Here is a 26,778-nt window from a genome sequence, read left to right as displayed (position 1 = left end):
TCTCTCGCTCGTTTCATGGCCGCCATCGTCGGCGCGCCGGGCGATGGCGCGCGTACCTTAGCAAACCCGGATTGCCGGCGGGCGTTGGCGCATCTCTGGTAACCATTGGCTCGGTGGCTGCGCAGGTCTCCAGCGGTGCAGCGGCGACGGGCGCCCATCGCATGACGCCGATCGTGGCCTCACTTGGCGTAGGCGTATTCGCCGCCTTTTTCCAGGGCGCGCCGGTAAGCGGGGCGGGCATGGATGCGTTCGAGAAAGGCCACCAGCCGCGGGCGGCTGGCGTCCAGGCCGGCGCGCGCGGCGGCGGCTTCCAGGGGGAAGCTCAGCTGGATGTCGGCGGCGCTGAATTGCTCGCCGGCGAACCAGGTGCTCTTGGCCAGCTCGCTTTCCAGGTAGTCCAGGTGCAGCTTGAGTTGCGGGGCGACGAAGGTATTCTTGACTTTCCGGGCGATGCCCCGGGCGATGGGTTTGACGAAGAACGGCATCGGGCTGTTTTCCACCTTGTCGAACACCAGCTTGAGCAACAGCGGCGGCATGGCCGAACCTTCGGCGTAGTGCAGCCAGTAATTGCAGCGCAGGCGCTCGGGGCTGTCGGCAGGGGGTAGCAGGTGCGGGCCATGGCGGTTGGCCAGGTAGTCGATGATGGCGCCGGACTCGGCCAGGGTCAGGTCGCCGTCGGTGATCACCGGCGACTTGCCCAGCGGGTGCACGGCGCGCAGCTCCGGCGGGGCGAGCATGGTCTTGCGGTCACGCTCGTAGCGCTTGATCTGGTAATCGACGCCCAGTTCTTCGAGCAGCCAGAGAATGCGCTGCGAGCGCGAATTGTTCAGGTGGTGGACGGTGATCATCGGAGCTCCTGGGGGCGGTCGGGCGACTGCCGCTCAGATTAGTCGCGAACATGCAGCGCCGCCTAGCTACCTCGCCTCAAGGCTTGAACGCACCAATGAAGATCGCCGGATCGACCCGCGCATCGTTGAGGCTGACGTTCCAGTGCAGGTGCGGCCCGGTGGCGCGGCCAGTGGCGCCGACCTTGCCGAGCACGCCGCCACGGGGCAGTTCATCACCGACCTTCACGCCGATCTCCGAGAGGTGGCAGAACATGCTGATCAGCCCCTGGCCATGGTCGACGAACACCGTCTTGCCGTTGAAGAAGTAGTCGCCGACCAGAATCACCGTGCCGGCCGCCGGTGCCTTGATCGGCGTGCCGCGGTTGGCGGCGAAGTCCAACCCGGAGTGCGGGTTGCGCTCTTCGCCATTGAAGAAGCGGCGCAGGCCAAAGGGGCTCGACAGCGGGCCGTTGACCGGCTTGTCGAACAGCAGGTTGCTCGGCTGGCGTGGGCTGAACTGCCGGTAGGCGCGGGTCTGCTCGGCCAGCTCCTTTTCGATGCGCGCAAGGTTCTTGGCGTTCGGGTTGACCTGCTGCTGGTTCTTGATGGTGATGCGCTGCTCGACGTACTTCTTGCTGCCCACCTGGAAGCTCAGGCGCTGGCCAGCGGACTCGATCTGCTGGGTACCGGGTTTGACGCTCAGCGGGATGCCGACGATGGCGATCCAGCGTTGCCCGTCCTCTTTCACCACCAGCACCGGCTTGCCTTGATAGGTGGCGCTGGGCGCGTTGGCACCACTGCCCAGGTCGACCACCGCCACGCCGCCCGGCACTGGCTTGTTGAGCAGCCGGCTGATAAAGCCTTCGGCGTGGGCGGGCAGGGCGAGGCACAGGGTGAGCAGCAACAACAACGAACGCATGGAGCTTCCTTAATTGGTATCAGTCGAGCAGCGATAGCGTGACGGGCGCGAGGTGGTTGTCTTCGACGCGCACCTCCAGTTCGCCTTCGCCCAGGCGCGCCTTGAGTCTTTGCCCGGGCTGGGTGGCAGCCGCGCTGCGAATCGCCCGGCCACGCTCGTCGAGCAGAATGCTGTAGCCACGACCCAGGGTCGCCAGCGGGCTGACCACGTGCAGCGTCTGCATCTGGCTGTGCAACGCCAGGCGACGTGCCTTGAGGCCTTCCTTCATCACCCGTGGCAGGCGCTCGGCCAGGCTGTCGAGGCGCTGGCGCAGCAACTTGAGATGACGCCCCGGGTGTTGACCGGCCAGACGGGCTTCGAGTTGCGCCACTTTATGGCTGCGCTGATTGAGCTGCTGGGCGAAGGCGCGGCGCAGGCGCATGTCCAGATCATCGAGACGCTGGGCCTGCTGGCGCAGCCGTTCGCCGGGATGGCGCATGCGCCGGGTCAGACCGTCGAGGCGCATGCGCTCACGGGCCAGGCGGCCGTTCATCGCCAGGGTCAGGCGCCGTTGCAATACGTTGACCCGTTGCGCCAGGTCATTGCTGTGCGGCGCCAGCAGTTCGGCGGCGGCCGACGGGGTGGGGGCGCGCACGTCGGCGACGAAATCACTGATCGACACATCGGTTTCATGGCCCACCGCGCTGACGATGGGCGTCACGCAGGCCGCCACGGCGCGGGCCACGGCTTCCTCGTTGAAGCACCACAGGTCTTCCAGGGAGCCGCCGCCGCGGGCCAGGATCAGCGCATCGAAGCCCTGGGCATCGGCCAGCTTCAGGGCGCGGACGATCTGCGCGGTGGCCTCGCGGCCTTGCACGGCGGTGGGAATCAGGCTTAGCTCGACCTGCGGGGCGCGGCGTCGGAACACGCTGATGATGTCGCGGATCACCGCACCAGTCGGCGAGCTGACAATGCCGATGCGCCGTGGATGGGCGGGCAGGGCGCGTTTGCTTTCGGCGGCGAACAGGCCTTCGGCGCCGAGCTTCTCCTTCAGCGCCTCGAAGGCCAGGCGCAGGGCGCCATCACCGGCCGGCTCTACCACGTCGAGAATCAGCTGGTAATCGCCACGGCCCTCGAACAGCGAGACCTTGCCGCGCACCTTGACTGCCAGGCCGTCGCGCAGCGCCTGGCGCACCCGCGCGGCGTTCTGCCGGAACAGCGCGCAGCGCACCTGGGCCTGGCTGTCTTTGAGGGTGAAGTAGATGTGCCCGGAAGCCGGGCGCGCCAGGTTGGAAATCTCGCCCTCGACCCAGATGCCGCCGAAGACATCTTCGAGCAGCAGGCGCGCGCGGTTGTTGAGCTGGCTGACGCTGAGCACCTCGCGGTCGAGGTTCAGGCGTTGAAACGGGTCTTTGATCATGGCCGGCATGATAAGCCGCGGCGTGCGCGCCGCGAAACCGCATGTCAGCAAATGGTATGAGACGGTGCGCTGCGCCGTGGCGACTCGGCAGGCGGGATGGCACTGGGGTATCATCGCCATGCAAATGATAATCCTCCGCATAAGCAGCTCTGCGCGCCGTCATGAATTCACGCTCTCCGCTTTCCGCCCCGCGCGTGCTGGTCGTCGATGACCACCGCAAGATCCGCGAGCCGCTGGCCGCCTACCTGCGCAAGCACGGGTTCGACGTGCGCACCGTGGAAAGCGCCGAAGGCATGTGGCAGTTGCTCGACGGCGAGGCGTTCGATGTGCTGGTGCTGGATGTGATGCTGCCCGATGGCGACGGTTTCGAGCTGTGCAGCCGCCTGCATCGGCGCAGCGGCATGCCGGTGATCCTGCTTACCGCCCGTGACGCCACCTGCGACCGCATTCGTGGCCTGGACCTGGGCGCTGACGACTACCTGACCAAACCCTTCGAACCGCGCGAACTGGTGGCGCGCCTCAACAGCGTGCTGCGCAGGCGCGGCCCGGTCGAGGCAGAGCCGCAGCGGGTCGAGCCGCCGGCGCCGGTACGCCATTACCGGTTCGCCGGCCTGGCCTTCGCCAGTGGCAGTGCCAGCCTGTGCGACAGCGCGGGACATACCACGCGGCTGAGTACCGCGGAGGGGCGTCTGTTGCAGGTGTTTCTCGAACATCCCCATCAGCTGTTGAGCCGCGCGCAACTGATCGACCTGACCGCCCGGGCGGACAGCGACCTGTTCGACCGCACCGTCGACCGCCAGGTCAGTCGCCTGCGCCGCAAATTGATCGCCAGTTCCGGACGCGATGACCTGCTGCGCACCGTGTGGGGCGACGGCTACATGCTGGTGGCGGATGTAACTTCTGCATGAAGGGCTTGGTGCGGTTGTGGCCGCAGCGCCTGGTTCATCAGCTCGCGGTATTGCTGATCATCGCCCTGCTGGCGTCTCACGCCATTGCCGTGCTGCTGTTGCAGCGCACCGGCGCGCTGGTGCACCCGCTGTCTCGCGATCAGGTGCTGGAGCGGCTGAGCACCGCCTACCACGCTGCCACGCAGCTGGCCCCGACCGACACTGGGTTGCTGCTGACGGCCATGGGCGACGCCGAGGCGCGGTTCTGGGTGGCCGGTGCGGCGGACGTGCAGCCTTTCTCGATGCGTGCCGAAGAACGGCGCCTGACCCGTCAGCTGGCCACGCGGCTGCAGGTGCCGCCCGAGCGGATCCATATGCAGCTCGAACGTGTCGGCGGCGGCCCGGCCCGCGAACAGGTGTTGAGCCCGGCGGGCTGGGAGCCGCTGCGGCTGCGCAGCAGCATCGCGCTGCCGGGCGGGGCGTATCTGAATGCCCTGCAGCATCCGTCCGGCGCCTACGAATGGGGACGCCTGCTGGCCTATGCGCTGCCGGTCAGTATCGTGCCGATCCTGCTTATTCTGTTGTTCTTCGTCGGCCGGGTGGTACGGCCCTTCGCTGTCTTGGCCGCGGCCACCGAGAGCATCAGCCGCGGCGAGCGTATCGCCCCGCTGCCGCTATCGGGACCCCGCGAGGCGCAGGAGCTGGGCCAGGCGTTCAACCGCATGGAGGAGCGCGTCGCTCGCCATGTGGAAGGGCGCACGCGCATGCTGGCGGCGCTCAGCCATGACCTCAACACGCCGCTGACCGAGCTGCGCCTGCAACTCGAGCTGCTCGATGAGGGCCGGCTGCGCGAGGATCTGCTGGAAAGCCTCGACGAGCTGCGTGCCATGGTCGCCGAAACGCTGGATTTCATCCGCGACGATGCGGTGCAGGAGCCAACGGTGCGCCTGTCCCTGAACCGGCTGCTGGAAGACCTGGCGCAGCGTTATCGCACCCTCGATCAGCCGGTCGTCTGGCGGCTCGGTGACGAGTTGTTCTGCCGCTGCAGGCCGCTGGCCCTCAAGCGAGCATTGACCAACCTGATCGACAACGCGCTGCAGCATGGCGGCGATGCGCAGGTCACCCTGCAGCGGCATGCGTCCGGCGAGCTGTGCCTGGAAATTCTCGACCACGGCCCTGGCATCGAGCCCGGGAAGCTGGTGCAGGTGTTCGAGCCGTTCGTGCAGTTGAGTGGCGAGCGGCGTGGCAGAGGCCTGGGTCTCGGGCTGGCCATCGCCCGCGCCTGCGTGCAGGCCCATGGCGGTGAGCTGAGCCTGGAAAACCGCCCGCCTGCCGGCCTGTGCGCGGTGGTGCGCTTACCGGCGCAGGGGTGAGCTGGCTCAGCCCTGGTTCTCGGCCTTGAGAAAATCCACGAATGCCCTGAGTGGCGAGGGCACGTGGCGGCGGTCGTTGTAGTAGAGGTAGGGGCCGTCGAACGCCTGCCACCAGTCTTCCAGCACCGGCGCCAGCGCGCCCTGTGCGAACAGTGGGCCCAGGTATTCCTCGAAGGTGTAGATGATGCCGACGCCGGCCACCGCGGCGCCCACTTCCAGGTCCTGGGACGAGGACAGCAGCGGCCCCTGGGGGGGCACGCGGACGATCTCGCCATCCTTCTCCAGCTCCCAGACACCCAGCTTGCCGCTCTCGAAACGATGGCCGATCAGGCGATGTTCGAGCAGATCGCGCGGTTGCTGCGGCGTGCCGTGACGCGCGAGGTAGGCCGGCGACGCGCCGGCCACGAAGCGTTGCCGGCGTGGCCCGATGGGCACGGCGATCATGTCCTTGGCCAGGCTCTCCTCGTAGCGCACGCCAGCGTCGTAGCCGGCCGCGACCACGTCGACGAAGGTGTTGTCCATCGTCACCTCGACGCTGACGCCGGGGTAACGCTCGAGAAAGGCAGGAACCAGGCGCGGCAGCACGAAGCGGGCGATGGGCACCGGCACGTTGAGGCGCAAGGTGCCCACGGGCTGTTGCGCCTCGTCGTCGAGGTCGCTGAAGGCGGCGCCGATTTCAGCGAGGGCCGGGCGCAGCCGTTGCAGCAGGCGTGCGCCAATTTCGGTGGGGTACACGCTGCGGGTGGTGCGGTTGAGCAGGCGCACGCCGAGGTCACTTTCCAGGCGACGTACGCAGTCGCTGATCGACGAGGCCGGCATGCCGCGTTTCTGCGCCGCCACCCGGAAGCCACCGGCTTCGACCACGGCAGCAAACAGGGCGACGTCCGTCAGGTTGGGCTGGCGCATGGCTGGACACCTCGAGGTTGGTGGCTGGATTGTACGAATGGTCGTACATGGCGTCCAATTTTATACGGCTTATCGTGGCCTGCCCGCCGATGAACAATGGTTCACGTCGACGGGCCGCATCGCTGCGAACCGTTGGATCTCCACCAACGAGAGGACCGAACAATGACAGCCACCATCGTACCAACCGAAACCCTGGCCAGCCCCGGCGCCCCCTGGCGCAAGTGGCTGGCGACCCTTAGCCTGACCCTGGGCTTCGCATTGGAGGCGAACAGTGCTACCGCCCAGAACCCGCCCAAGCCGGACTGGAGCCTGGCGGACATGCCCTCGCAAAGCGGGCGCATCTTCCTGGTCACCGGCGGCACCAGCGGCATGGGCTTCGAAGATGCCAAGGCCCTGGCCGCCGCGGGCGCCGAAGTGGTGATCGCCGCTCGCAACCCGCAGCGGGGCAGGGAGGCGATGGCGCGCATCAAGGAGGAAATTCGCGGCGCCCAGGTGCAGTTCGAGGAAGTCGACCTGGCCGACCTGGCTTCGGTGAAAGCCCTTGGCGAGCGCCTCAATGCCAAGCTGCCACGCCTCGACGGGCTGATCAACAACGCGGCGGTCATGGCGCCGCCGGAGCGCAGAACCTCGGCCGACGGCCATGAACTGCAGCTGGCCACCAACTACCTGGGCCACTTCGCCCTGACCGGCCATGTGCTGCCGCTGCTGCGCAAGAGCACTGCGCCACGGGTGGTCACGCTGTCGAGCATCGCCGTGTTGCGCGGCAACCTCGACTTCGATGACCTGCAGTCCGAACGGGCCTACAACCCCTATGCCGCCTATGCGCAATCCAAGCTGGCGACCCTGATGTTCGCCTTCGAGCTGCAGCGCCGCAGTGAGCAGCAGGGCTGGGGCATCCAGAGCATCGCCGCGCACCCGGGTGTTGCCGTGACCGAGCTGATCGCCCGTGGGCCGGGGCTGGACAGCGAGTTCGGCCGCAACTGGGCCAAGGATCGTGACGAGTACCACTCCGCCGCCCAGGGTGCACTGCCGACGCTCTATGCCGCCACCGCGCACCAGGCCCAGGGCGGCGCCTACTACGGGCCGACCGGCGAGGAAGAAAAGCGCGGGCCGCTGGGCCTGGCCACGGTGCCGGCGGTTGCTCAGGATGCCAAGGCCGCCGCACGCCTGTGGACGGTCGCCGAACAACTGACCGGCGTCACCTACCGCTGATAACCGCCAGGAGCGCCCATCATGTTTCCCACTGTTCTGGTGCGGCGCCTTGGCGCCGCCATCAACGCCGAGCGCCACGAACTGGGGCCGGCGCTGGCCGGCTTCGCGCTGTTCTTCTGCCTGTTCTCCGGCTATTTCATGCTGCGGCCCATCCGCGAGTCGATGGGCATCATGGCCGGGGTCGAGAACCTGCAATGGCTGTTCACCGCCACCTTCGTGGTGATGCTGGTGGCCGTGCCGCTGTTCGCCTGGCTCAGCTCACGGGTGCCGCGCATTCATTTCGTCGACTGGGTGTACGGCTTCTTCTGCCTGAACCTGCTGGCCTTCGCCGTGCTGTTCCAGCTCGGCGATGACAACGTCTGGCTGGCGCGGGTGTTCTACGTGTGGATCTCGGTCTACAACCTGTTCGTGGTGTCGGTGGCCTGGAGCCTGATGGCCGATGTGTTCGACAGCCAGCAGGCCAAGCGCTTGTTCGCCTTTATCGCCGCCGGTGCCAGTGTCGGCGGCCTGGTCGGGCCGGCCATGAGTGCCTTGCTGGTCGGGGTGATCGGCGAAAGCGGCCTGGTATTGCTGGCCGGTGTGCTGCTGGGCGTTGCCCTGGCCCTCAAGGCGCCGCTGATGCGTTGGCGAGAAGTCGGCGGCGCAGGCCGGCCGGGCGCCGTGAAGGCCGAGAGTTCGCGCAAGCCGGTGGCCGGCAACCCGTTCAGCGGCCTGACGCGGGTGCTGCAATCGCCTTATCTGCTGGCGATCGCCGGGTTCGTGGTGCTGCTCGCCACGGTGACCACCTTTCTGTACTTCGAGCAGGCACGCCTGGTGGCCGAGCGCTTCCCGGATCGCGACGCGCAGATCCGCGTGTTCGGCATCATCGACGTCATCGTGCAGGCCGGCGCCTTGCTGTCGCAGGTGTTCATCACCGGGCGCATCGCCCAGAAGATGGGCGTGCGGGTGCTGCTGGCCATGGTGCCGCTGCTGGTCTGCGTGGGCTTTATCGGCCTCGCCCTGGCGCCCAGCTTTGCCATGCTGGCGGCGCTGATGATCGTGCGGCGCATCGGTGAATACGCATTCGTGCGGCCAGGCCGGGAAATGCTCTTCGCACCGCTGGACGCGGAGAGCAAATACAAGGCGAAGAACTTTATCGACACCGTGGTCTACCGCGCCGGCGACGCGCTTAGCGGCTGGGTGAAGAGCTTTCTCGATCTGCTTGGCCAGGGCGCGGTGCTGGTGGCGTTGGTTGGCGCGGGCTGCGCATTGGTCTGGGGCGCGCTTGGCTGGTACCTGGGCAGGCAGGCCGATGAGATGAGCAGGCGGGAGATGCCGCAGATAAAGGCGGTCGTTCATGGCTAGACAAGGCGACCGGTTGATGGGCCGAAGCGGATCGCCAACCGGTCTACTCATCTCGAAAGTCACAAGGCGCTGGCAGCGGTTCGGCGATACCCTGTGGGAGCGGGCGGGGACGCCCAGTCCATGCCTGCGATTCGCGCGCATGGCGCGCTCCCACAACATGCTGGCTCTCCCTTGTGATCGTTCCCACGCTCCGCCTGGGAACGATCAGGTCATCAGAAGTCCAGCGATGCTCCCAGCCAGTAGGTGCGGCCGTAATTGACCGTGCCGTCGTCCTCATCATTCAGGCGCTTGTTGCCCAGGTTGTAGATCGCCGAATTGAGCGTCAGCGCCTCGGTCAGCTTGTACGAGCCGCCGACATCGGCAGTGGTGTAGGCGCGCGACGATTGGCCGGTCAGCGTGGCGCCATACTCCTCGCCGTTGTAGTGGGTCGCGGCCCAGGCCAGGGCTCGGTTGCTGATATCCCAGTCGGCGCGCAGGCTCGCCTTGCGTTTGGGTGTCAGTGACAATGGTCGGCCCCTGTCGACGCCGCTCTTCTGTTCGGAGTCCAGGTAGGTGAAGTTACCCTTGATCGCCACGTTGCTCAGTGCCTGCCAGTTGCCGCTCAACTCCAGGCCGCGGATCACCGCCTTGTCGACGTTGACCCGTTCCATCACGGTCAGGCCCTGCCACTGTTCGGTGGTGGTGACGGTGGAGAGCTTGTCCTTGAAGTCGTTGTAGAACAGCGTGGCGCCGGCCGAGAGGTCGTCGCGGTTCGACCACATCGCGCTCAACTCATAGTTGGTACTGCTCTCGGGTTTGAGGTTGGCATTGCCGAACTGCACGAAGCGGTTACGGCGCACCACCGCGTAGTCGTCGATCACCGCGCGCAGCTCCGGTGCCTTGAAGCCGCGGGCCACGCCGCCTTTCAGCGTCCACTCGTTGGTCAGGTGCCAGACCCCGTAGACGCGGGGATTGACGTGGCTGCCGTACTGCTCGTGATGGTCCAGGCGCAGGCCGGTGGTCAGGGCGAATTCATCGGTGATCGACCACTCGTCTTCGGCGAACAGGGCCTTCTGCACCACCGAGTATTCCTCGTTCTCACGCTCGCGCGGGGTGCCGCGGTTGGCCTGGTTCCAGTCGGTCAGCGTGGCCTCGTTCCACTGCACGCCGGTGGTGGTGACGTGGTAATCGGTGGGGATCACCAGCTTGCCGTCCAGCACGCGGTTGCGGATCTCCGGCTTGCGCCCGTACACGTCGGCCTGCGCCGGCGTGGCCTTGCCTTCGCGGCTGGTGGTCTCTTCGGCGAACGACAGCGTCGAATCCGCCCAGCCCCAACGGCCCTCGTGAGTCAGCGACCAGTGATCACGGTTGTTCTTCTGCTCCCGGGTCGACCAGTTGGCACTCAGGCCATCACCATTCTTCAAACGTGAGGCGCCCGCTTCGAGCAGGAAGTCGTGGTTCTCGGTCGGCGTCAGGGCCAGGCGTGCGGTCAGGCTCTTGTTGTCGGACTTGGCGAAGCCCTCGTTGGCTTCGGCGTCGTCATCGGCCTGGCGGTCGAGGTAATTGCCCCATACCTGCAGCCCCAGCACCTCGTTGACCAGCGGGCCATTGAGGTAGAACTGGGTATTGCGGGCATTGCCCTGATCGCTGTTCGGGCGCGCCGAATAGTCGTAGGACACATTGCCGCCCCACTCGGGCGATACCTTGCGGGTGATGATGTTGATCACCCCACCGATGGCGTCCGAGCCGTACAGCGAGGACATCGGCCCGCGCACCACTTCGATACGCTCGATGGCCGCAGCCGGCGGCACGAAGCTCTGTTCGTAACCGCGGTTGCCATTGACCCGCGAATCGCGCCCGCTCTGGCGTTTGCCGTCGACCAGAATCAGCGTGTAGTCGCCCGGCATGCCACGGATCTGGATATCGGTCTCGTTGGCACCGCCGTTGGCCACCACGCCTTCCACGTCGCGCACCGCATCGGCCAGGTTTTGTACCGAGCGCTTGCGCAGGTCATCACCGCTGATCACGGTGACCGAGGCTGGCGCGTCTTCCAGGTTCTGGGCGAAGCCGGAAGCGGTCACCACCATATCGTCCAGTTCAAGGGGCTCGGCATGGGCAAGGGTGCTGCCAGTGGCCAGGCAGAGAGTCGCCAGGCGAATCAGCGTGCCGACAGGGCGGCGAGGGAAGGGCGCGTGCATGGAATAGTCCTTACGAATCGTTTGCAGGTGCGAATCGTATTCATCCAGGTGCACGAAGGTTGGACAAAGTGAGACAGGCTGGACGCTTGGCGGGGGAACTTGGGGCTGTGCAGCGAGATGCGTTACCGGGTGTCGACTGTTTACCCGTCGAGGCTAGCTATACCAATGCCAGCCTCGGCAATGCCCGCGATCATCCGTGCAGGCTTCCATGACCGCGATTGCTTTGCCAATCAGGCAGATACCGCCAAGTTGATACGCGCCTGTGCCTCATAGCGTCCGTAGAAATAGGGCGTGCTGTAAATGCTTGAGCGGGCCAGGAATGAGCTGAGCACCTCTTTGCGCTTCATACCGTAGATAACTTCCGGCACCCAGCTATATTCAGCCCGCACCTGCATGTCGTATTCGGCAAAGCGCTCGGGCGTAGCACCAAGAATCGAAAGGTCGATATCGACCAGCAGGCGCTCGTCACTATCGACAGGCGCTGCATCGTGCCGGGTGGCCATGATCAACTGCTCGACGCGGTTCTGTGTAGATCGCGATGCGTTGCCGGCCAGCAGGGCACGCACAGCCCAGTCTGTACTCTGCTGCTCATTTGCCGTACCGCGAACGTCATAGACGGCATCGTGAAACCACAAGGCAATTTCGACCTCCTCGGGGTGCTTGGCCAGATGCCGAGCCTGATCGAAATGCGTCAGGCATTCCTCCAGATGCTGCAGGGAGTGGTAATGGCGCTGAGGCTCTGCATAGGCGGCAAGCAACCTCTCGAGGAGATTGGCGTCAGGCTGCAGCCCGAGGCCTGACCAGGCGCGTGTCCAGGATTTTTGGAAGATGCTCATCGAACGGATTACCGCTAATGGGTAGGGTGGATGGCTGTTTCCATCCACCGTGGCGATATTGAGTCGCAGAGTTAAGTCCCGTGCAGAGTGCGGTGAACAAGCTTCGCGTTGTCCATCCTACTTGCTGCTCTGGTTTGCTTACGACTGGTATTTGACCGTTTGCCTAGCGCCCGGCTCGAGGAAAATGGGGGTGAACACATAGTTAGAGGCTACTCCTGTGCGGAAAAGTGCTTTTTTGCAAGTTGTTAGCTAGCTGCATACCTTCCTCTGTTAAGTAAGCAGACTCAGATTTGCCTTTTGGGTCGGTGATGTAGCCTTTTTCAAATAGCTCATCCATTACGCTGAATTCAATCCGCTTCCAGATCCTGCCATTTTCAAACTCAAACACTCCAAGCAGTGCCAGAACAACTTCCGAAATTTTCTGATCGTCGTATTTCATAATTATAGGCCTCGATGTGCATGACCAGTCCTAACGTTGGGATAAGGGGCGGGCTTTAGGCCGGTCTCAGTGATAGCGAGCGGTTTTGAACCATTGGTTAGAATGGTATGCACGTTTGGCGTTGAGCGCCTAGCACCTAGTTAAAGCCCGCCAGTGCATATCCAAAATGGCATGGCATAGTCGAACTCGATGCCGGTTATTTATCTCAACGAAAGCGTTGGAAGAGGCTAGGTCGCACTCCAAAACTATTTCCTTTGAATTGCACGGTTGCCACACGATCTGATCTGCAAATACGGTATTACCATCATAAGAAATGCAGAGTGACAAACCCGCGACAGAGATTGGAGCTACCAAAGGGGCATAAAGGAATCTGAGCTTTGCCTTCTTTACAATTCTGAACGCCCCGAAGCATCGGTGATTGCAAGCGGCGTTGTTGCTGAGCAAGGCTCATACAGTGATCCTTGCGCTTCGGTGACGTGCCAAGGGGCCGTCAGCGCCTGGTTGGGACTGGCAAGACACTACTCGGCTCGTGCCGGCCATCTCCATCGGCGCCAATACAAAAACGCCCACTGGGTCAGGCGACGCAGTGGGCGTTTGCTGAGGCGAGGGGTTAAACCCGCTCTGCCCACATATCGTACTCATCGGCGTCGATGATGCGCACCCGCACCTTGTCGCCCGGCTGGAAGTCGGTGCCTTCGATAAAGACACTGCCGTCGATTTCCGGGGCGTCGGCCCAGGAGCGGGCGACGGCGCCCTGGTCGTCGACTTCGTCGATCAGCACGTCCATTTCGCGGCCGATCTTCAGTTGCAAGCGGGCGGTGCTGATGGCCTGCTGGTGGGCCATGAAGCGGTCCCAGCGATCCTGTTTGACGTCATCGGGCACGATGTCGACGTCCAGGTCGTTGGCCGGCGCGCCTTCGACCGGCGAGTACTGGAAGCAGCCGACGCGGTCGAGCTGGGCTTCGGTCAGCCAGTCGAGCAGGTACTGGAAGTCTTCTTCGGTTTCGCCGGGGAAGCCGACGATGAAGGTCGAGCGGATGGTCAGGTCCGGGCACTGTTCGCGCCAGGATTTGATGCGCGCCAGGGTGCGGTCTTCGAAGGCCGGGCGCTTCATCAGCTTGAGTACGCGCGGGCTGGCGTGCTGGAACGGGATGTCGAGGTACGGCAGCAGTTTGCCGGCGGCCATCAGCGGGATGATGTCGTCTACGTTGGGGTAGGGGTACACGTAGTGCAGGCGCACCCACACGCCCATGCTGGAAAGCGCTTCGCAGAGCTCTTTCATGCGCGTCTTGACCGGCTGGCCGTTCCAGAAGTCGGTCTTGTACTTGAGGTCGACACCGTAGGCGCTGGTGTCCTGGCTGATCACCAGCAGTTCCTTGACGCCGGCCTTGACCAGGCGCTCGGCCTCGCTGAGCACATCGCCGACCGGGCGGCTGACCAGCTTGCCGCGCATCGACGGGATGATGCAGAAGCTGCAGCTGTGGTTGCAGCCTTCGGAAATCTTCAGGTAGGCGTAGTGGCGCGGGGTGAGCTTGACGCCTTGCGGCGGGATCAGATCGACCAGCGGGTTGTGATCCTGGCGCGGCGGCACCACTTCGTGGACGGCGTTGACCACCTGCTCGTACTGCTGCGGGCCGGTGACCGACAGCACGCTGGGGTGCACGTCACGGATGTTGCCTTCCTCGACGCCCATGCAGCCGGTGACGATGACCTTGCCGTTTTCCTTGATCGCTTCACCGATCACTTCCAGGGACTCGGCCTTGGCGCTGTCGATAAAGCCGCAGGTGTTGACCACCACCACGTCGGCGTCCTGGTAGGTCGGTACCACTTCATAACCTTCCATGCGCAGCTGGGTCAGGATGCGTTCGGAATCTACCAAGGCCTTGGGGCAGCCAAGGGAAACGAACCCAACTTTCGGGGTGGCGGTGGTGGTCATGCAGGTGAACCTCAGGGCTAAGACGGGCCGGGCGCTTTGGGCGCCTCTGGTCAAAAAGTGCGCAATTCTAGCGGCGTGCGAGGCACTTTTCCAGCACTGCCGACAGGATGTGGATGCGGGCCGCTCAACCAGGGCCGAAAGCTGCTGTTGCAGCGTACGTCGATACGCCGGGTAGCCGCGACCGCGTGCCAAGGGCCTTGCCGCTTTGGCTACCGCCTGGGTGGAGGCGGGGGCATCTGAGCTAATGCCTGATCATGCTGGTGGATTCAGGCGTGGCAGGGCGTTCGACTTTCTGGTGGAAGCGAAAGGGTGCTGCCGGTCGCGTAACCGGCAGCACGAGGATCACTGCGCGGCCTGCTGGCGCCTCTTGATCGCAATGATCAGGCGTTCGGCCAGGGCCGGGTAATCCTTGTCGTAGTGGTGGCCGCCCGGCAGCTCCAGCTTCTCGCCGACGCTCTGCGGCTGGGTGCAACCGCTCTCCGGCGCCTCTTCGCTGCCATACACGCAGAGCACCTTTTCGGCCGGCAGCTTGATCAGCTCCGGCCCGGTGGTGGCTTCGTCGGCGTCCTTGCCGAGCCAGCCCTCGACCTGGATCTCGAAGGCGCCACTGCGCGCCAGAGCCAGCAGCAGCACGGCATCGACCTGCTGTTTGTCGCTGTCGGGCAGGCGGTTGTAGAGCGCCGGCATCACGTCGGCACCGAAGGAGTAGCCGATCAGCACGAACCGCTTGGCGTGCCACTTCTCGCGATACTCTCGCATCATCTCGGACAGGTCGCTGGCGGCCTGGTCCGGGCTCTTGCGCTGCCAGAAGTAGCGCAGGGTATCGAGGCCGACCACCGGGTAGCCGCGCTCGGCCATCTGCTCGGCCACGGCCTTGTCCAGATCACGCCAGCCGCCGTCGCCGGAGTAGAACAGGCTTACCGTATCGCCAGGCGGCGTGGACGGCACCTCGACCACCGGCAGGTCGTCGCTGGCGCCTTGCAGCAGGCGGCGCAACTGGGCGATCAGCAGCGCCTTGGGCGCGGTGTCGTAATCGCCGATCAGGGTTTCGGCGTTGGCCTGCTCGCGCACGAAGCGGGCGCTGGCGTCGTCCGGGTTGTCGTTCCAGGCGGCCAGCCAATGCCCATGGCCGCTGCTCGCCGGCGGCGGGGTATCGCAGTCGGGTTTCTGCAGCGCGAAACCGACCGACAGCGCCTGGGCCTGGTCGTCGGTCTGGCTGGCGAGCCAGCGCCAGGCGAGCATGGCGGCGTTCTCGCTGCCGACGACCAGGTTCGGCGGCCCGCCCAGATGCGCGGCCGCGTCCTGCAGGGTCTTGCCTTGCGCTTCGCAGCTTTGCGTGGTGGCCGGGTACTGGCCGATCAGCGCGTGGTTGGACTGGGCCAGCTCCAGCAGCTGTTCATCACCGAGCAGTTGATCCCTCGGCAGCACCAGCAGCACGCGGCGCTGGACCTTGCCGCCCGGGGTGGCGACCTGCAGGTCGCCGCCGGACGCCAGCCCATGGTGCGCCAGGCTGGCAGTAGCCGGTGGGCGCAGCCACAGGTAGAGGCCACCGGCAATCACCACCAGCAGCAGAGCGAGGATCGGCAACCGACGTTTGGCGGTACGGGTCATCAGCGTTTCACCAGTCCGGTAAAGCCGCCAGCGATCAGCGCGGCGGTGTCGGTCAGCGCCACCAGCGGGTCGAGCCCGGCCGGTACGGCCATGTAGCGCGGTTCCCAGTCGGGCTGGAACTTGTCCTTGAAGCGGCGCAGGCCCTGGAAGTTGTAGAACGCTTCGCCACGCTTGAACACCAGCGCGCCGAGGCGCTGCGCCAGTGGCGCGCCGCGGCGTGGTTGCAGGCCGGACAACGGCACCATGCCCAGGCTGAAGCGGGCGAAGCCGGCGGCCTTGAAGTGCAGGATCAAGCCAAGCATGAGGAATTCCATGGTCAGCTTCGGCGCATCGGGCAGCACGCGCATCAGGTCCAGGGTAGCAAGGCCCCGGCTGTCGGTTTCCAGCAGGTTGGCGAAGGCCACGGCGCGGCCCTTGACCCGGGCGATGACGATACGGAAACGGTTCAGATAGGTCGGATCGAAACGGCCCAGAGAGAAGCCTTTCTCGCGCATCTGCTTGCCGGCCAGCCAGGCATCGGAGATGGCACGCAGCTCGTCGAACGGCGCCTGACCGGGTTCGTGGAACTCCAGCACCAGGCCGTCGCGCTGGCCGCGGTTCCAGGTGTAGCGCAAGTCCTTCATGGCCTTGCCGGTGCTCTCCAGCTCGAAGCGGTTCAGGTCCACCCGCGCCTCTTCGCCAAGCTTGATGGCGGTCAGGCCGATGTCCATGTACAGCGGCAGGTTTTCGGCGCGTACCTGGTAGAACACCGGGCGGGTGTGGTGGCGGTCGCACAGGTCGCGGAACTGCCACACCAGCTCGGCGCGGCGCTGGGCGGTGCCAATGGGGTCGAACAGCGCGACCATGCTGCGCGCGCGTCGCGAATACATCAGAAAGGCGTCGCCCTCCGGGTGCACCAGCAGCGCCTTGTCACCGGTCAGGGCGAGGCCGCCGTCGGCCTGGTTGGAGGCCTTGACGATCTGCGCGGCACGGTCCAGCTCCTCGCTGCTCGGCAAGGTGATGGCCGGCGGGGCGGCGCGCAGCAGCCAGGCCAGGAACACCACGCCGAGCACCAGTACGCAGCCCAGGGCGGCGCGCAGGCCCCGTGGCGCATCGGCGTTCACCGCGAATTGCCACCACAGCTGGTTTTCATAGGGCACGTCCTGGTAGGCGAAGAACAGCAGCCAGATGGAGGCGCCAAGCACGCAGGCGCTGGCCGCCAGATGCCAGGGCGAGAGGGGCAATTCCATCAACCGGCTGGGGCGATAGAAGTAGGGGCGAAACAGCGCCAGCAAGCCGGCGGTGATGCTCAGCAGCAGCGCCTCTTCCCAGTCGAAGCCCTTGAGCAGCGACAGGATTGCGCCGGTCACCAGCAGGCCCAGGGTCATCGCCCAGGCCGCGGACAAGCGCCGACGCAGCCCCTGGGCGAGCAGCAGGCAGAGCAGGCCGATCAGGCTGGCGCCAAAGTGTGAAGCGTCGATCAGCCGGTGGGGAATGAGGAAGTCGAGAATCTCCAGGCGCTCGTCCAGGCTCGGCGTCGCGCCGGAGAACAGCAGCACCATGCCGGAAATGAACACCAGCAGCGCGAGGATCGGCGCGGCCAGGCCGCTGGCGGCGCGGATCGCTTGGCGGGCGTTGACCAGCCGGCGCAGCTCCATGCCGAGTAGCAGCAGGCAGGCCACCAGCAGCGGCAGAACGATATAGATGAGGCGATAGAGCAGCAGCGCCGCCGCCAGGGGCGCAGCGCCCAGCTCGCTGGCGAAGGCGGCCAGCAGCACCGCCTCGAACACCCCGACGCCACCCGGCACATGGCTGAGCACGCCGGCGGCCAGGGCCAGCAGGTAGACGAGCAGGAAGGTGGTGAAGGGCGGTGCTTCGGGCAGCAGCAGATACAACACGCCGGCCGCAGCGCTGACGTCGACCAGGGTGATCAGCACCTGCAGCAGGGTCAGGCGGGCGCCCGGCATGCGCAGCAGGTGGCGGCTCACCCGCACCGTCACGCAATCGGCGTTCGGCCGTTCAGCCAGACGCGCGCGGTGCAGCACCAGCAGCAAAGCCGCGCCCAGTGCCAGCAGCACCACGGCGACGACTATCAATAACGCTTGTGGCAAGCGTAGCGCAGCGGCCGCGGCAGATGGGTCAGCCAGTGCCGCGAGGGCGGCGAGAATGGGCAGCGCGCAGCCCAGGGATAGGCTGGCGAACACCGTCATGCGGGCGATTTCGACGCCGCCGATGCCATGGCGGGCATACAGGCGGTAGCGGATCGAGCCGCCGGAGAGCATCGACAGGCCCACGGCGTTGCCGATGGCGAAGGCGCAGAAGCCACCGGTGGCCAGGGTACGGCCAGGCAGGCTGACACCGGCATAACGGCTGGCCGACCACTCGTAGCCGAGCAGGGCGATGAAGCCAATGACGGTCAGGCCGACAGCGCCGAACAGATTGAGCTTGGGCACCGCCAGAATGGAAGTATGCAGCGCGCCGGGGTCCAGCTCATCGAGCAGATGCCGGCAGGCCAGCAGGGCGATGACGAACAGTGCCAGGGCGACACTCAGCCCCAGGGGCTGGCGGTATCGATCCAGGCGTTGGCGCCAGAGCAGCAGTTTGGATTTGGGCAGCGAAGGGGGAGCAGTAGCGTCGGAGCTGGCGCGCATCGGATACCTCTTGGGCAGTGCGGCTCAGATTGAAGGTTGGAAGCCAAGTTCCAATTTGTATCAAATAATGTATGAGCTTGAGCGAAGCGCTTCAAGGTGTCCATGGCAGGCACCTGGAAAGATGGGTCGATCAGCGTGGGGTGACGGCGAGGCTGGTTTTTTCAGCGCCCATAAACAAAAGCCCCGACAGCGAACTGTCGGGGCTTTTGTTTCGAAGGTGGTTGCGGGAGCCGGATTTGAACCGACGACCTTCGGGTTATGAGCCCGACGAGCTACCAGACTGCTCCATCCCGCGGCGGCCATTATATGGATAAAGCGAATGCTGTCAACCGACTTTTGCGTTTTCAATCAATCGGTTAAAACTGGCAGGGCGGAAAAACAAAAAGGCCACTCGATTGAGTGGCCTTTCTGGGTATCTGGTTGCGGGAGCCGGATTTGAACCGACGACCTTCGGGTTATGAGCCCGACGAGCTACCAGACTGCTCCATCCCGCGGCCGCCATTCTATCCGAGATGAGGCTTCTGTCAATCGATTTCTTCTTTTTAATCAATTGGTTAAATCGAAGATGCAGAAAAACAAAAAGGCCACTCGATTGAGTGGCCTTTCTGGGTATCTGGTTGCGGGAGCCGGATTTGAACCGACGACCTTCGGGTTATGAGCCCGACGAGCTACCAGACTGCTCCATCCCGCGGTCGCCATTCTATTCATCTGAGGCCCAGTGTCAACGCTTATCGGAGAAAAATCTGTTTTCCGTTCAAATGGTTAGCACGGGGAAGGCCTGTGCCTGCGGCTCAAGAGCGCGCCTTGCGGGCGCTCCCGGCGTATTGTTCGGTGACAGTAGAGAAGGCCGTGCAGGCCAGGGGAGCGCCGCGATCTGGCATTGGTCCCTCAATGCCAGGGTGCGTAGCTAAACGGTCAAATCACGAACTCTCCCACTACACGATTCAGCCCAACCGCGAGTTTCGAGACCTCCCCGCTGGCCATCGCGGTCTGGCTGGCGCCCTCGGCGCTTTGCGTCGACAGTTCGCGGATGCTGGTGATGTTGCGGTCAATTTCACGAGCCACCTGGGCCTGTTCTTCCGCCGCGGTGGCGATAAGGATGTTGCGCTCGTTGATCAGGGTGATGGCCTCGGCAATCTGTTGTAGCGAGCTGTCGGCATTCTGCGCGACCGCGGTGGAATCGCCGGCCATCTGCTGGCTGTGCTCCATGGCGCGGACGGCCTGCACGGAATCGTTTTGTATGCCACCGATCATCTGCTCGATTTCCTGGGTGGACTGTTGAGTGCGATGAGCCAGCGCGCGTACCTCATCGGCGACTACGGCGAAGCCACGGCCTTGCTCGCCTGCGCGAGCCGCTTCGATGGCGGCGTTGAGGGCCAGCAGATTGGTTTGTTCGGCAATGGCGCGAATCACCTCGACCACTTTGCTGATTTCCTGGGCGCGTGCCGACAGCTGCTGCACCTGGCCGCTGGTATGGCCCACGTTCTGGGTCAGATCCTGGATGGCCTTGAGCGTGCGTGCCACGTTGTCGATGCCGGCGCTGGTGAGCGCATGGGTGCGCTGCGAGGCATCGGCGGCTTCGGCCGCATTTCGGGCGACCTCATCGACCGCGGCGCTCATTTCGGTTACCGCTGTCGCGGCCTGGTTGACCTCGTCGTTCTGACGAACCAGGCCGCGGCTGGATTCTTCGGTCACCGAGGCCATTTCCTCCGAGGCCGAGGCCAGCTGGTTCGAGCTGTCGGCGATATGGCCGATGGTCTGGCGGAGATTCCCCTGCATCTGGTGAAGGGCGCTCAACATGGCAGCCGCTTCGTCCTCACCGATCACCACGATTCTTTCCGTCAAATCCTTCTTGGCGATGCGCTGGGCGATCTGCACCGCTTCGCTGATCGGCACGGTAATGCTGCGTGTCAACAGGTAGGCCAGCAGAATCGTGGCAATGATCGCGATGGCAATCAGGGTGCCAACCAGGGTCAGGCCGGTGGAATAGGCTTGGCTGGCGCGAATGCCCGCCGCTTCTGCACCACGGTCGTTGAAATCGCGCAGGGCGGTAATCTGCTCCTGCATGGCATTGGTCGCCGGCCTGATCGAGGTGTTGATCAGTGCCACGGCTGCGGCATTGTCGCCGTTGCGCATCAGGGGCTCGAACTGATCCAGAAGCCGTGCGTAGGCCTGGGCGCTGGCACGGATATCCCCGTAGAGCTTGCGTTCGTCTTCGTTTGTCACCAGCTTCTCGTAGTTGTTGACCGTATCGAAGAACGCCGTCCGATATCCCGCGAAACCATCGAGGGTTTGCTGGCGAATTTGTGGGTCGTCCGTGGTGGTGCCCCGCAGGCTTTCCAGTCTCAGCCGCAGTACACCGGCGTTCATCAGGCCCGCCAGGCGCACGCTGGCCATCCAGTTGGTTTCCACGTCCTGTTCGACTTCGCGCAGGGTTTTCATCTGGATGATCGCCACTGCGCCCAGCAGGACGACGATCAACACGATTAATGAGAAAAACAATGCCGCTCGGGGAGCCACATTTATACGTCGTAGAAGCATGATGATCGCCTTTCGCTGGATGGAACGCAGTTACCCAGGCTATCGGCAACGGTAGAAGCGGCTTCACCCCATATCCGACGTGAGGTCGGCAATCTTTCGGGTTGGCAGGGAACTTTCGGATGGCCGGTATCAAGGCAATGAAACGGCTGCCGCCCCGGTGCGTTCAGGTTAGCTAAGCCAGCGCAATCCGCTGGCCGTGTCGGCATCGAGGGAGGACAATGGCGCCCTGCGGCGGCGCCTGAACGGCTGCCGTTAACCCCCCCCCTTTGATCTGGGAACATTCGATAGAGCTACATGGATAGGCGGCAGAGAAAGATCATCCACATCGATTGCGATGCCTTCTATGCGTCGGTCGAGATGCGCGACAACCCGGCGCTGGCCGACAAGCCCATGGCCGTGGGCGGCTCGGCCGATCGGCGCGGAGTGATTGCCACCTGCAACTACGAGGCGCGCGCCTATGGCGTGCGCTCGGCCATGGCCTCGGGGCATGCGCTGAAGCTGTGCCCGGACCTGCTGATCGTCAAACCACGCTTCGACGTTTACCGCGCGGTGTCCCGGGAGATCCACGGGATCTTTCGCGATTACACCGACCAGATCGAGCCGTTGTCCCTGGACGAGGCCTTTCTCGATGTCTCCAACTGCGAGCACTTCGGCGGCAGCGCCACGCGTATCGCCCAGGACATTCGCCGGCGGGTGTCCAGTGACCTGCATATCACCGTGTCCGCGGGCGTGGCGCCCAACAAGTTCCTGGCCAAGATCGCCAGCGACTGGCGCAAGCCCAACGGCATCTTCGTGATCACCCCGGATCAGGTCGAGGACTTCGTGGCCGAGCTGCCGGTCAACAAGCTGCATGGGGTGGGCAAGGTCACCGCGGACAAGCTCACCCGCCTGGGTATACGTACCTGCCGTGATCTGCGCGAGTGGAACAAGCTGCGCCTGGTGCGCGAGTTCGGCAGTTTCGGTGAGCGGCTATGGAGCCTGGCGCACGGCATCGACGAGCGGGCGGTGCAGACCGACAGCCGCCGCCAGTCGATGAGCGTGGAGAACACCTACGATCAGGACCTGCCGGATCTGCAGGCCTGTCTGGCGCAGCTGCCGGCCCTGCTGGAAGAGCTGGAGCGGCGCATGACGCGGCTGGACAGCAGCTACCGAGCGGGCAAGCCCTTCGTCAAGGTCAAGTTCCACGACTTTACCCAGACCACCCTGGAACAGGCTGGCGCGGCGCGGGATCTGGAAAGCTATCGAGTGTTGCTGACCAGTGCCCATGCCCGCGGCAATCGGCCCGTGCGGTTACTCGGTGTTGGCGTGCGGTTGCAGGATCTGCGCGGCAAGCATGAACAGCTGGATCTGTTCACCACCTCTGAACGGTAGAAAGAGGATGGCCAGGTGGGCAGGGCGGCTCACCTGGCCATAGCGCCGCTTATTCGTCAGGCCACAGGCGGATCGGTTTGCCGCTGGCGGGCCACAGGCGCAGTTGCTTGATGGGCGAAACATCCCAGCGCTCGATGCTCGTCAGGCTCTGCAGGAAGCGGTTTTCCTGTTCCATCAATGCCGGTGCGCACAGTTTGCGGGTGCTGCCGGCGTCACCGAAGGTCAGCTTGTCGGCGTCACGCTGATAGCTGGCGAACCAGTGGTTGCAGCCGGCGTTGCCGTAGGCACGGCCGTCTTCGCCAAGGATGATGGTCAGGTGGCTATTGTCGATCAGCGGGCGTTCGCCGATCCATTCCACGCGGTAGGTGCGCTCGTTTTCCAGCTGCACAGGTTTTGCCGCGCAGCCAGCCAGGGCTGCGGCGAGCAGACCAAGGGCGAGAAGCGGTTTCATCAGGCCTCCTTTCTAATGCACGCAGGGCACAGGTGCTTGTCCTGCTGTTTGCGCCAGCCCAGCTCGGCAAGGCGGGCGTCGGCGGCTGGCGTCTGGACTTTTTTGCCCAGTGCACTGTCGACCGCGAATTCGAAGTCCAGTTGCCTGGCGCAGCTGTCGCAGGTGACCTGCCAGTTGAAGATCGACAGCTCGGTGAACGCCGGCCCGTGGGCGACGGCGACCCATTGGCCGGGCGGGTTGATCAGATGGCGAACCTTGTCGACCTGCAGACGCATGCTCAGGTCGCGGCTGCCCTTGAGGCTGACGACCAGGGTGTCGTTGCCCTTGATCGAACCCCCGTTACCGGTGACCTGATAACGACCTGGAGCCAGGGCGCGGCACTCGATCAGGGTGTGTTCGGGGTTGAGCAGGTTGTAGCGAAAGTCGTGTTCGGCCATGGGTCCTCCGGGTGAGGACGGCATTCTAGCAGGGCGTGACAGCGGAAGGCGGGCGGCGACGCCTGGGTTTAGCCCGGCGTCGCAGTGAAGCATCAGGCAGCGGGAAAGATGTTCCGCAAGGCTGCGCGATAGAGTTCGAATGCCGCCACGGCGCCGCCGACGGCTTCTTCGCGCTGGCTTTCGCTCAGCGCCAGGCCGTCGAGCAGGGCGACGAACTGGCGCCATTGCAGGCCGCGACCATCGGGGTGGGCGGCCAGGTGGCGGGCACCCTTTTCAGCGCTCAGGCCGATCTGCTGGCTTTGCTTGAACAGAAAGGCAGCGCCCAGGTTGGACCCCTCGCTGCAGTACAGCCAGCCCAGGGCGGTATGGGTGCTGGTAGGCGCAACCGGGACCGGAGCGGGCGGGCAAGCCAGGCCCAGGTCCGTGAGGTCGGTGCACACCGCCTCGAACCGTGGCAGCTCGCTCAGGCCGGGCAGCAGGCGATTGAGCTCCATATCGTCGTACAGCCCATTGATCGAACCATGAAAACGGTGCTGCAGGCGCAGGAAGTAACCGTAACGCTCAAGGCTCTCGAAGGGCCGCGACCGCATCACCAGTGCGTCGACACTGTCGTGCTCACGGCGGGTGCCGGCTTTCAGCTGTTTGCTCAGGGGCAGTTGCGCGGGCGGCGGCACCTGCATCGTCGCTCCACGGGCTGCTGATGTCTCCAGATCAAACGGGCGCATCGTGCGCTTCCTCTTGCAGGCGCTCGATCGCCTGCTCCAGTTCGTCCAGGCCGCTGCTGCGGATCGGCTGGTCCTGCTTGAGCTGGGTTTCGCTGTGCTGACAGGCGGCGCGCAGTTGCGGCACGCCGCAGTAACGGGTTGCGCCGTGCAGGCGGTGGATGCGTTCGATCAGGGCATTGCGGTCGCCGTCGGCGCGTGCCTGGCGGATGGCCTGCAGGTCGCCCGGCAACCCGGCCAGCAGCATGTTGAGCATATCGGCGGCCAGGTCGGCCTTGCCGGCGGCCAGGCGCAGGCCTTCTTCCCTGTCGAGTACGGCGGTGGCAGGCGCGGCGGCGGTATCGGGCTGCGGCTCCTGCGGATTGCCCGCCAGGGTCAGGCCGGTCCACTTGAGCACCACCTGGGCCAGCTGACGCTCGCTGATCGGCTTGGTCAGGTAGTCGTCCATGCCGCTCTGCAGCAGCGTGCGCTTCTCGTTGGCCAGGGCGTGGGCGGTCAGGGCGACGATGGGCATCGGCGTACGGGCGTTGTCGTGCTCCCACTGGCGGATCGCCTCGGTGGTCTGGCGACCATCCATGCCGGGCATCTGCACATCCATGAATACCAGGTCGAAGTCCTGCTCCTGGGTGACCACCAGGGCATCGAAGCCGCTGCTGGCGACCGTGACCTTGGCGCCCATGCCGTCGAGCAGGGTCTGCACCAGGAGCAGGTTGGCGGCGTTGTCGTCCACACAGAGAATGGCCGGCGAACGCAGCAGGTTGTGGCGCGCCTGGCGGGACTGGCGTGGCGCCACCAGTTCGATCAGCGCACGTTGCAGGCGCCGGGTACAGGCCGGCTTGGCCTGCAGCTGGCTGTGCCAGTCCGGCACGTTGTCCTGATAGAGCGTCTGTTCGGTAGTGGGGCAGAGCACCACGCTCTTGCAGCCCTGCTGCTCGAGCGCCCAGACCTGCTTGCCCAGCGCGGCCGGCGACAGGTCGTCGCTGGTGACGCCCAGCACGGCGCAGCTGAAGGCTTGTGCGCTGCCGGCGGCCGAGTTGACCGCTTCGCACAGGCTGCCGAGATCGGCGAATGCGTTGACCTGCAGGCCGCAATCCTCCAGCTGGTGCTGAAGCGCCTGGCGGGCCAGTTCATGGGCTTCGAGGATCGCCACGCGGCGTCCGGCCAGAGCGCGAGGCTGCTCGTCGGCCTCGCTGCGCGCCTTGGGCAGGTTGAGGCTGACCCAGAATTCGGAGCCTTCGCCCGGTGTGCTGTCCACGCCGATTTCGCCGCCCATCTGTTCGATCAGGCGCTTGGAGATCACCAGACCCAGGCCGGTGCCGCCGGCCTGGCGCGACATGGAGTTGTCGGCCTGGCTGAAGGCCTGGAACAGGGCGCGCAGGTCTTCTTCGCCCAGGCCGATGCCGGTGTCGCGCACGCTGATGCGCAGCTGCGCGCGGTCGGCGGTCTCTTCCTCGACCATGGCGCGGATGACGATGCTGCCTTCACGGGTGAACTTGATGGCGTTGCTGACCAGGTTGGTCAGCACCTGCTTGAGGCGCAGCGGGTCGCCCGACAGCCACACCGGGGTGTCGCGATAGACCAGGGAGAGCAGTTCGAGCTTCTTCTCGTGGGCGGTCGGGGCGAGGATGGTCAGGGTATCCTGCAGCAGGTCGCGCAGGTTGAAGGGGATGTTCTCCAACACCAGCTTGCCGGCTTCGATCTTCGAGAAGTCGAGCACCTCGTTGATGATGCTCAGCAGGCTGTCGGCGGATTTCTCGATGGTGCTCAGGTAATCCTGCTGGCGCGGGCTGAGCTCGCTTTTCTGCAGCAGGTTGGTGAAGCCGAGGATGCCGTTGAGGGGCGTGCGGATCTCGTGGCTCATGTTGGCCAGGAATTCGGACTTGATGCGGCTCGCTTCCAGGGCTTCCTTGCGGGCGAAATCCAGCTCGATGTTCTGGATCTCGATGTTTTCCATGTTCTGACGCAGGTCCTCGGTGACCTGGTCGATGCTGTGCTGCATTTCCTCCTGGGCGGCCTGCAGGGACTCGGCCATGCGGTTGATCCCCGAGGCCAGTTCGTCCAGTTCGTGGCTGCCCAACGGCGGCAGACGGGTTTCCAGGTGGCCGTCCTTGAGCAGGGCGACGCCGTGCTTGATGCGCAGCAGGGGGTCGTTGATGCTGCGGCTCATGCGCAGCGCCAGCAGGCCGGTGATGATCAGCCCGGTAACCACCAGCAAGAGGCTGGTGAGCAGGCTGCGGTAGCCGCTGAGCAGGGTATTGTGGTGCGACAGTTCCAACTCCACCCAGCCGATCGGTTCGGCCTCGGCGCTGGCACGTTCCTCGCCGCTGAGGGTCAGGTGCTGGGCCATCACCGGCAGCAGAAAGCGGGTGGCGTCCTGGCTGCTCTGTTCGGCGATGTCCACGGTGCTGCTGTCGATCACCGGGCGCCTGTTGAGCATGCTCGGGCCGGCGTGGGCCAGGCGCTCGCTTTGCGTGGTCAGGAAGGTCACCGCACGCACGTCCGGCTGCTCCAGGGCTTCGGTGGCGATGCGCTGCAGCAGCGCCTGGTCACCATGCAGCAAGGCGGGGGCGGCCAGGGGCGCCAGTTGTTCGGCGATCATGTGGCCGCGCTGCAGCAGTTGCGCCTGCAGCCCGGAGAGCTGCATCCAGATGAAGTAGCCGCCCAGTACCAATGCCAGCAGGCTGGTGGGCAGCAGGGTAAGCATCAGTACCCGACCCTTGATGCCGATATCCTTGAACACGCAATGCCCCCTTTCGACGA

Annotated in this window: 20 protein-coding genes, 3 tRNA genes and 1 pseudogene; 5 read left to right on the top strand and 19 right to left on the bottom strand. The window is 64.8% G+C overall.

Annotated elements, in window-relative coordinates:
- Positions 1 to 179: 179 nt before the first annotated feature.
- From SA190iCDA_RS18425 to xseA, 3 genes are all read right to left on the bottom strand, one after another.
- Complete coding sequence (locus SA190iCDA_RS18425; protein ID WP_070885492.1) at positions 180 to 848, bottom strand: glutathione S-transferase family protein; 669 nt, start codon at positions 846 to 848, stop codon at positions 180 to 182.
- A gap of 76 nt (positions 849 to 924) precedes the next feature.
- The gene (locus SA190iCDA_RS18420) at positions 925 to 1,746 is read right to left on the bottom strand and encodes a M23 family metallopeptidase (protein ID WP_070885491.1); all 822 of its coding nucleotides are present in this window, start codon (positions 1,744 to 1,746) and stop codon (positions 925 to 927) included.
- Between the two features lie 19 nt (positions 1,747 to 1,765).
- Complete coding sequence (xseA, locus tag SA190iCDA_RS18415; RefSeq protein WP_070885765.1) at positions 1,766 to 3,145, bottom strand: exodeoxyribonuclease VII large subunit; 1,380 nt, start codon at positions 3,143 to 3,145, stop codon at positions 1,766 to 1,768.
- 161 nt (positions 3,146 to 3,306) lie between these two features.
- Here xseA and SA190iCDA_RS18410 point away from each other — a divergent pair, with 161 nt between their 5' ends.
- On the top strand, positions 3,307 to 4,053 hold the full coding sequence (locus tag SA190iCDA_RS18410; protein ID WP_070885490.1) for a response regulator transcription factor: 747 nt from the start codon (positions 3,307 to 3,309) through the stop codon (positions 4,051 to 4,053).
- A gap of 29 nt (positions 4,054 to 4,082) precedes the next feature.
- A complete protein-coding gene (locus SA190iCDA_RS18405) occupies positions 4,083 to 5,405 on the top strand; it encodes an ATP-binding protein (protein WP_139159476.1) in 1,323 nt (440 codons plus the stop codon).
- Positions 5,406 to 5,411: 6 nt separating this feature from the next.
- Here the strand turns inward: SA190iCDA_RS18405 and SA190iCDA_RS18400 are convergent, their stop codons facing one another.
- Positions 5,412 to 6,311: a LysR family transcriptional regulator gene (locus tag SA190iCDA_RS18400; RefSeq protein WP_070885488.1), complete on the bottom strand. Its 900-nt coding sequence runs from the start codon at positions 6,309 to 6,311 to the stop codon at positions 5,412 to 5,414.
- 162 nt (positions 6,312 to 6,473) lie between these two features.
- Between SA190iCDA_RS18400 and SA190iCDA_RS18395 the strand changes: the two genes are divergently transcribed.
- The gene (locus SA190iCDA_RS18395; protein WP_083329773.1) at positions 6,474 to 7,523 is read left to right on the top strand and encodes an SDR family oxidoreductase; all 1,050 of its coding nucleotides are present in this window, start codon (positions 6,474 to 6,476) and stop codon (positions 7,521 to 7,523) included.
- A 21-nt stretch (positions 7,524 to 7,544) separates the two neighbouring features.
- Complete coding sequence (locus tag SA190iCDA_RS18390) at positions 7,545 to 8,867, top strand: NTP/NDP exchange transporter (RefSeq protein ID WP_070885487.1); 1,323 nt, start codon at positions 7,545 to 7,547, stop codon at positions 8,865 to 8,867.
- A gap of 212 nt (positions 8,868 to 9,079) precedes the next feature.
- On the opposite strand, the gene SA190iCDA_RS18385 is transcribed toward SA190iCDA_RS18390, so the two are convergent.
- The 11 genes and pseudogenes from SA190iCDA_RS18385 to SA190iCDA_RS23570 form a co-directional block, all read right to left on the bottom strand.
- Entirely contained in the window at positions 9,080 to 11,044 is a 1,965-nt protein-coding gene (locus tag SA190iCDA_RS18385; protein WP_070885486.1) for a TonB-dependent receptor domain-containing protein, read from the bottom strand.
- Positions 11,045 to 11,274: 230 nt separating this feature from the next.
- Positions 11,275 to 11,880, bottom strand: a complete 606-nt coding sequence (locus SA190iCDA_RS18380) for an N-methyl-D-aspartate receptor NMDAR2C subunit (RefSeq protein WP_070885485.1) — start codon at positions 11,878 to 11,880, stop codon at positions 11,275 to 11,277.
- Between the two features lie 202 nt (positions 11,881 to 12,082).
- On the bottom strand, positions 12,083 to 12,319 hold the full coding sequence (locus tag SA190iCDA_RS18375) for a DUF6429 family protein (RefSeq protein WP_070885484.1): 237 nt from the start codon (positions 12,317 to 12,319) through the stop codon (positions 12,083 to 12,085).
- 610 nt (positions 12,320 to 12,929) lie between these two features.
- Positions 12,930 to 14,255 carry a 30S ribosomal protein S12 methylthiotransferase RimO gene (gene rimO, locus SA190iCDA_RS18370; RefSeq protein ID WP_070885483.1) on the bottom strand — a complete coding sequence of 442 codons (1,326 nt, stop codon included), beginning with the start codon at positions 14,253 to 14,255 and terminating at the stop codon, positions 12,930 to 12,932.
- 342 nt (positions 14,256 to 14,597) lie between these two features.
- Positions 14,598 to 15,866: a virulence factor family protein gene (locus SA190iCDA_RS18365; RefSeq protein ID WP_070885482.1), complete on the bottom strand. Its 1,269-nt coding sequence runs from the start codon at positions 15,864 to 15,866 to the stop codon at positions 14,598 to 14,600.
- A complete protein-coding gene (gene mprF / locus SA190iCDA_RS18360) occupies positions 15,866 to 18,496 on the bottom strand; it encodes a bifunctional lysylphosphatidylglycerol flippase/synthetase MprF (protein ID WP_070885481.1) in 2,631 nt (876 codons plus the stop codon). The genes SA190iCDA_RS18365 and mprF overlap by 1 nt, the downstream gene beginning before the upstream one ends.
- Before the next feature lie 218 nt (positions 18,497 to 18,714).
- A tRNA-Met gene (locus SA190iCDA_RS18355) sits at positions 18,715 to 18,791 on the bottom strand.
- Between the two features lie 122 nt (positions 18,792 to 18,913).
- A tRNA-Met gene (locus SA190iCDA_RS18350) sits at positions 18,914 to 18,990 on the bottom strand.
- 120 nt (positions 18,991 to 19,110) lie between these two features.
- Positions 19,111 to 19,187, bottom strand: a tRNA-Met gene (locus tag SA190iCDA_RS18345).
- 224 nt (positions 19,188 to 19,411) lie between these two features.
- Positions 19,412 to 20,116, bottom strand: coding sequence for a methyl-accepting chemotaxis protein (locus SA190iCDA_RS23575; RefSeq protein WP_419203955.1), 705 nt, complete (start codon positions 20,114 to 20,116; stop codon positions 19,412 to 19,414).
- A gap of 198 nt (positions 20,117 to 20,314) precedes the next feature.
- Positions 20,315 to 21,037 (bottom strand): annotated as a pseudogene (locus SA190iCDA_RS23570) (MCP four helix bundle domain-containing protein); the annotation flags it as partial.
- A gap of 294 nt (positions 21,038 to 21,331) precedes the next feature.
- On the opposite strand from SA190iCDA_RS23570, the gene dinB reads away from it, so the two are divergent.
- Entirely contained in the window at positions 21,332 to 22,408 is a 1,077-nt protein-coding gene (dinB, locus tag SA190iCDA_RS18335) for a DNA polymerase IV (RefSeq protein ID WP_070885479.1), read from the top strand.
- Positions 22,409 to 22,457: 49 nt separating this feature from the next.
- On the opposite strand, the gene SA190iCDA_RS18330 is transcribed toward dinB, so the two are convergent.
- The 4 genes from SA190iCDA_RS18330 to SA190iCDA_RS18315 all read right to left on the bottom strand — a co-directional run bounded on the left by SA190iCDA_RS18330 (position 22,458) and on the right by SA190iCDA_RS18315 (position 26,758).
- Complete coding sequence (locus SA190iCDA_RS18330) at positions 22,458 to 22,859, bottom strand: META domain-containing protein (protein ID WP_070885478.1); 402 nt, start codon at positions 22,857 to 22,859, stop codon at positions 22,458 to 22,460.
- Entirely contained in the window at positions 22,859 to 23,296 is a 438-nt protein-coding gene (locus tag SA190iCDA_RS18325; protein WP_070885477.1) for a hypothetical protein, read from the bottom strand. The genes SA190iCDA_RS18330 and SA190iCDA_RS18325 overlap by 1 nt, the downstream gene beginning before the upstream one ends.
- A 92-nt stretch (positions 23,297 to 23,388) precedes the next feature.
- Positions 23,389 to 23,976 carry a biliverdin-producing heme oxygenase gene (locus tag SA190iCDA_RS18320; protein ID WP_070885476.1) on the bottom strand — a complete coding sequence of 196 codons (588 nt, stop codon included), beginning with the start codon at positions 23,974 to 23,976 and terminating at the stop codon, positions 23,389 to 23,391.
- Between the two features lie 31 nt (positions 23,977 to 24,007).
- On the bottom strand, positions 24,008 to 26,758 hold the full coding sequence (locus SA190iCDA_RS18315) for an ATP-binding protein (RefSeq protein ID WP_070885475.1): 2,751 nt from the start codon (positions 26,756 to 26,758) through the stop codon (positions 24,008 to 24,010).
- Between the last annotated feature and the right edge of the window lie 20 nt (positions 26,759 to 26,778).

Source organism: Pseudomonas argentinensis (genome assembly GCF_001839655.2).
Taxonomy (GTDB): Bacteria; Pseudomonadota; Gammaproteobacteria; order Pseudomonadales; family Pseudomonadaceae; genus Aquipseudomonas; species Aquipseudomonas argentinensis_B.
This window is presented reverse-complemented; position numbering and strand designations above follow the sequence as displayed.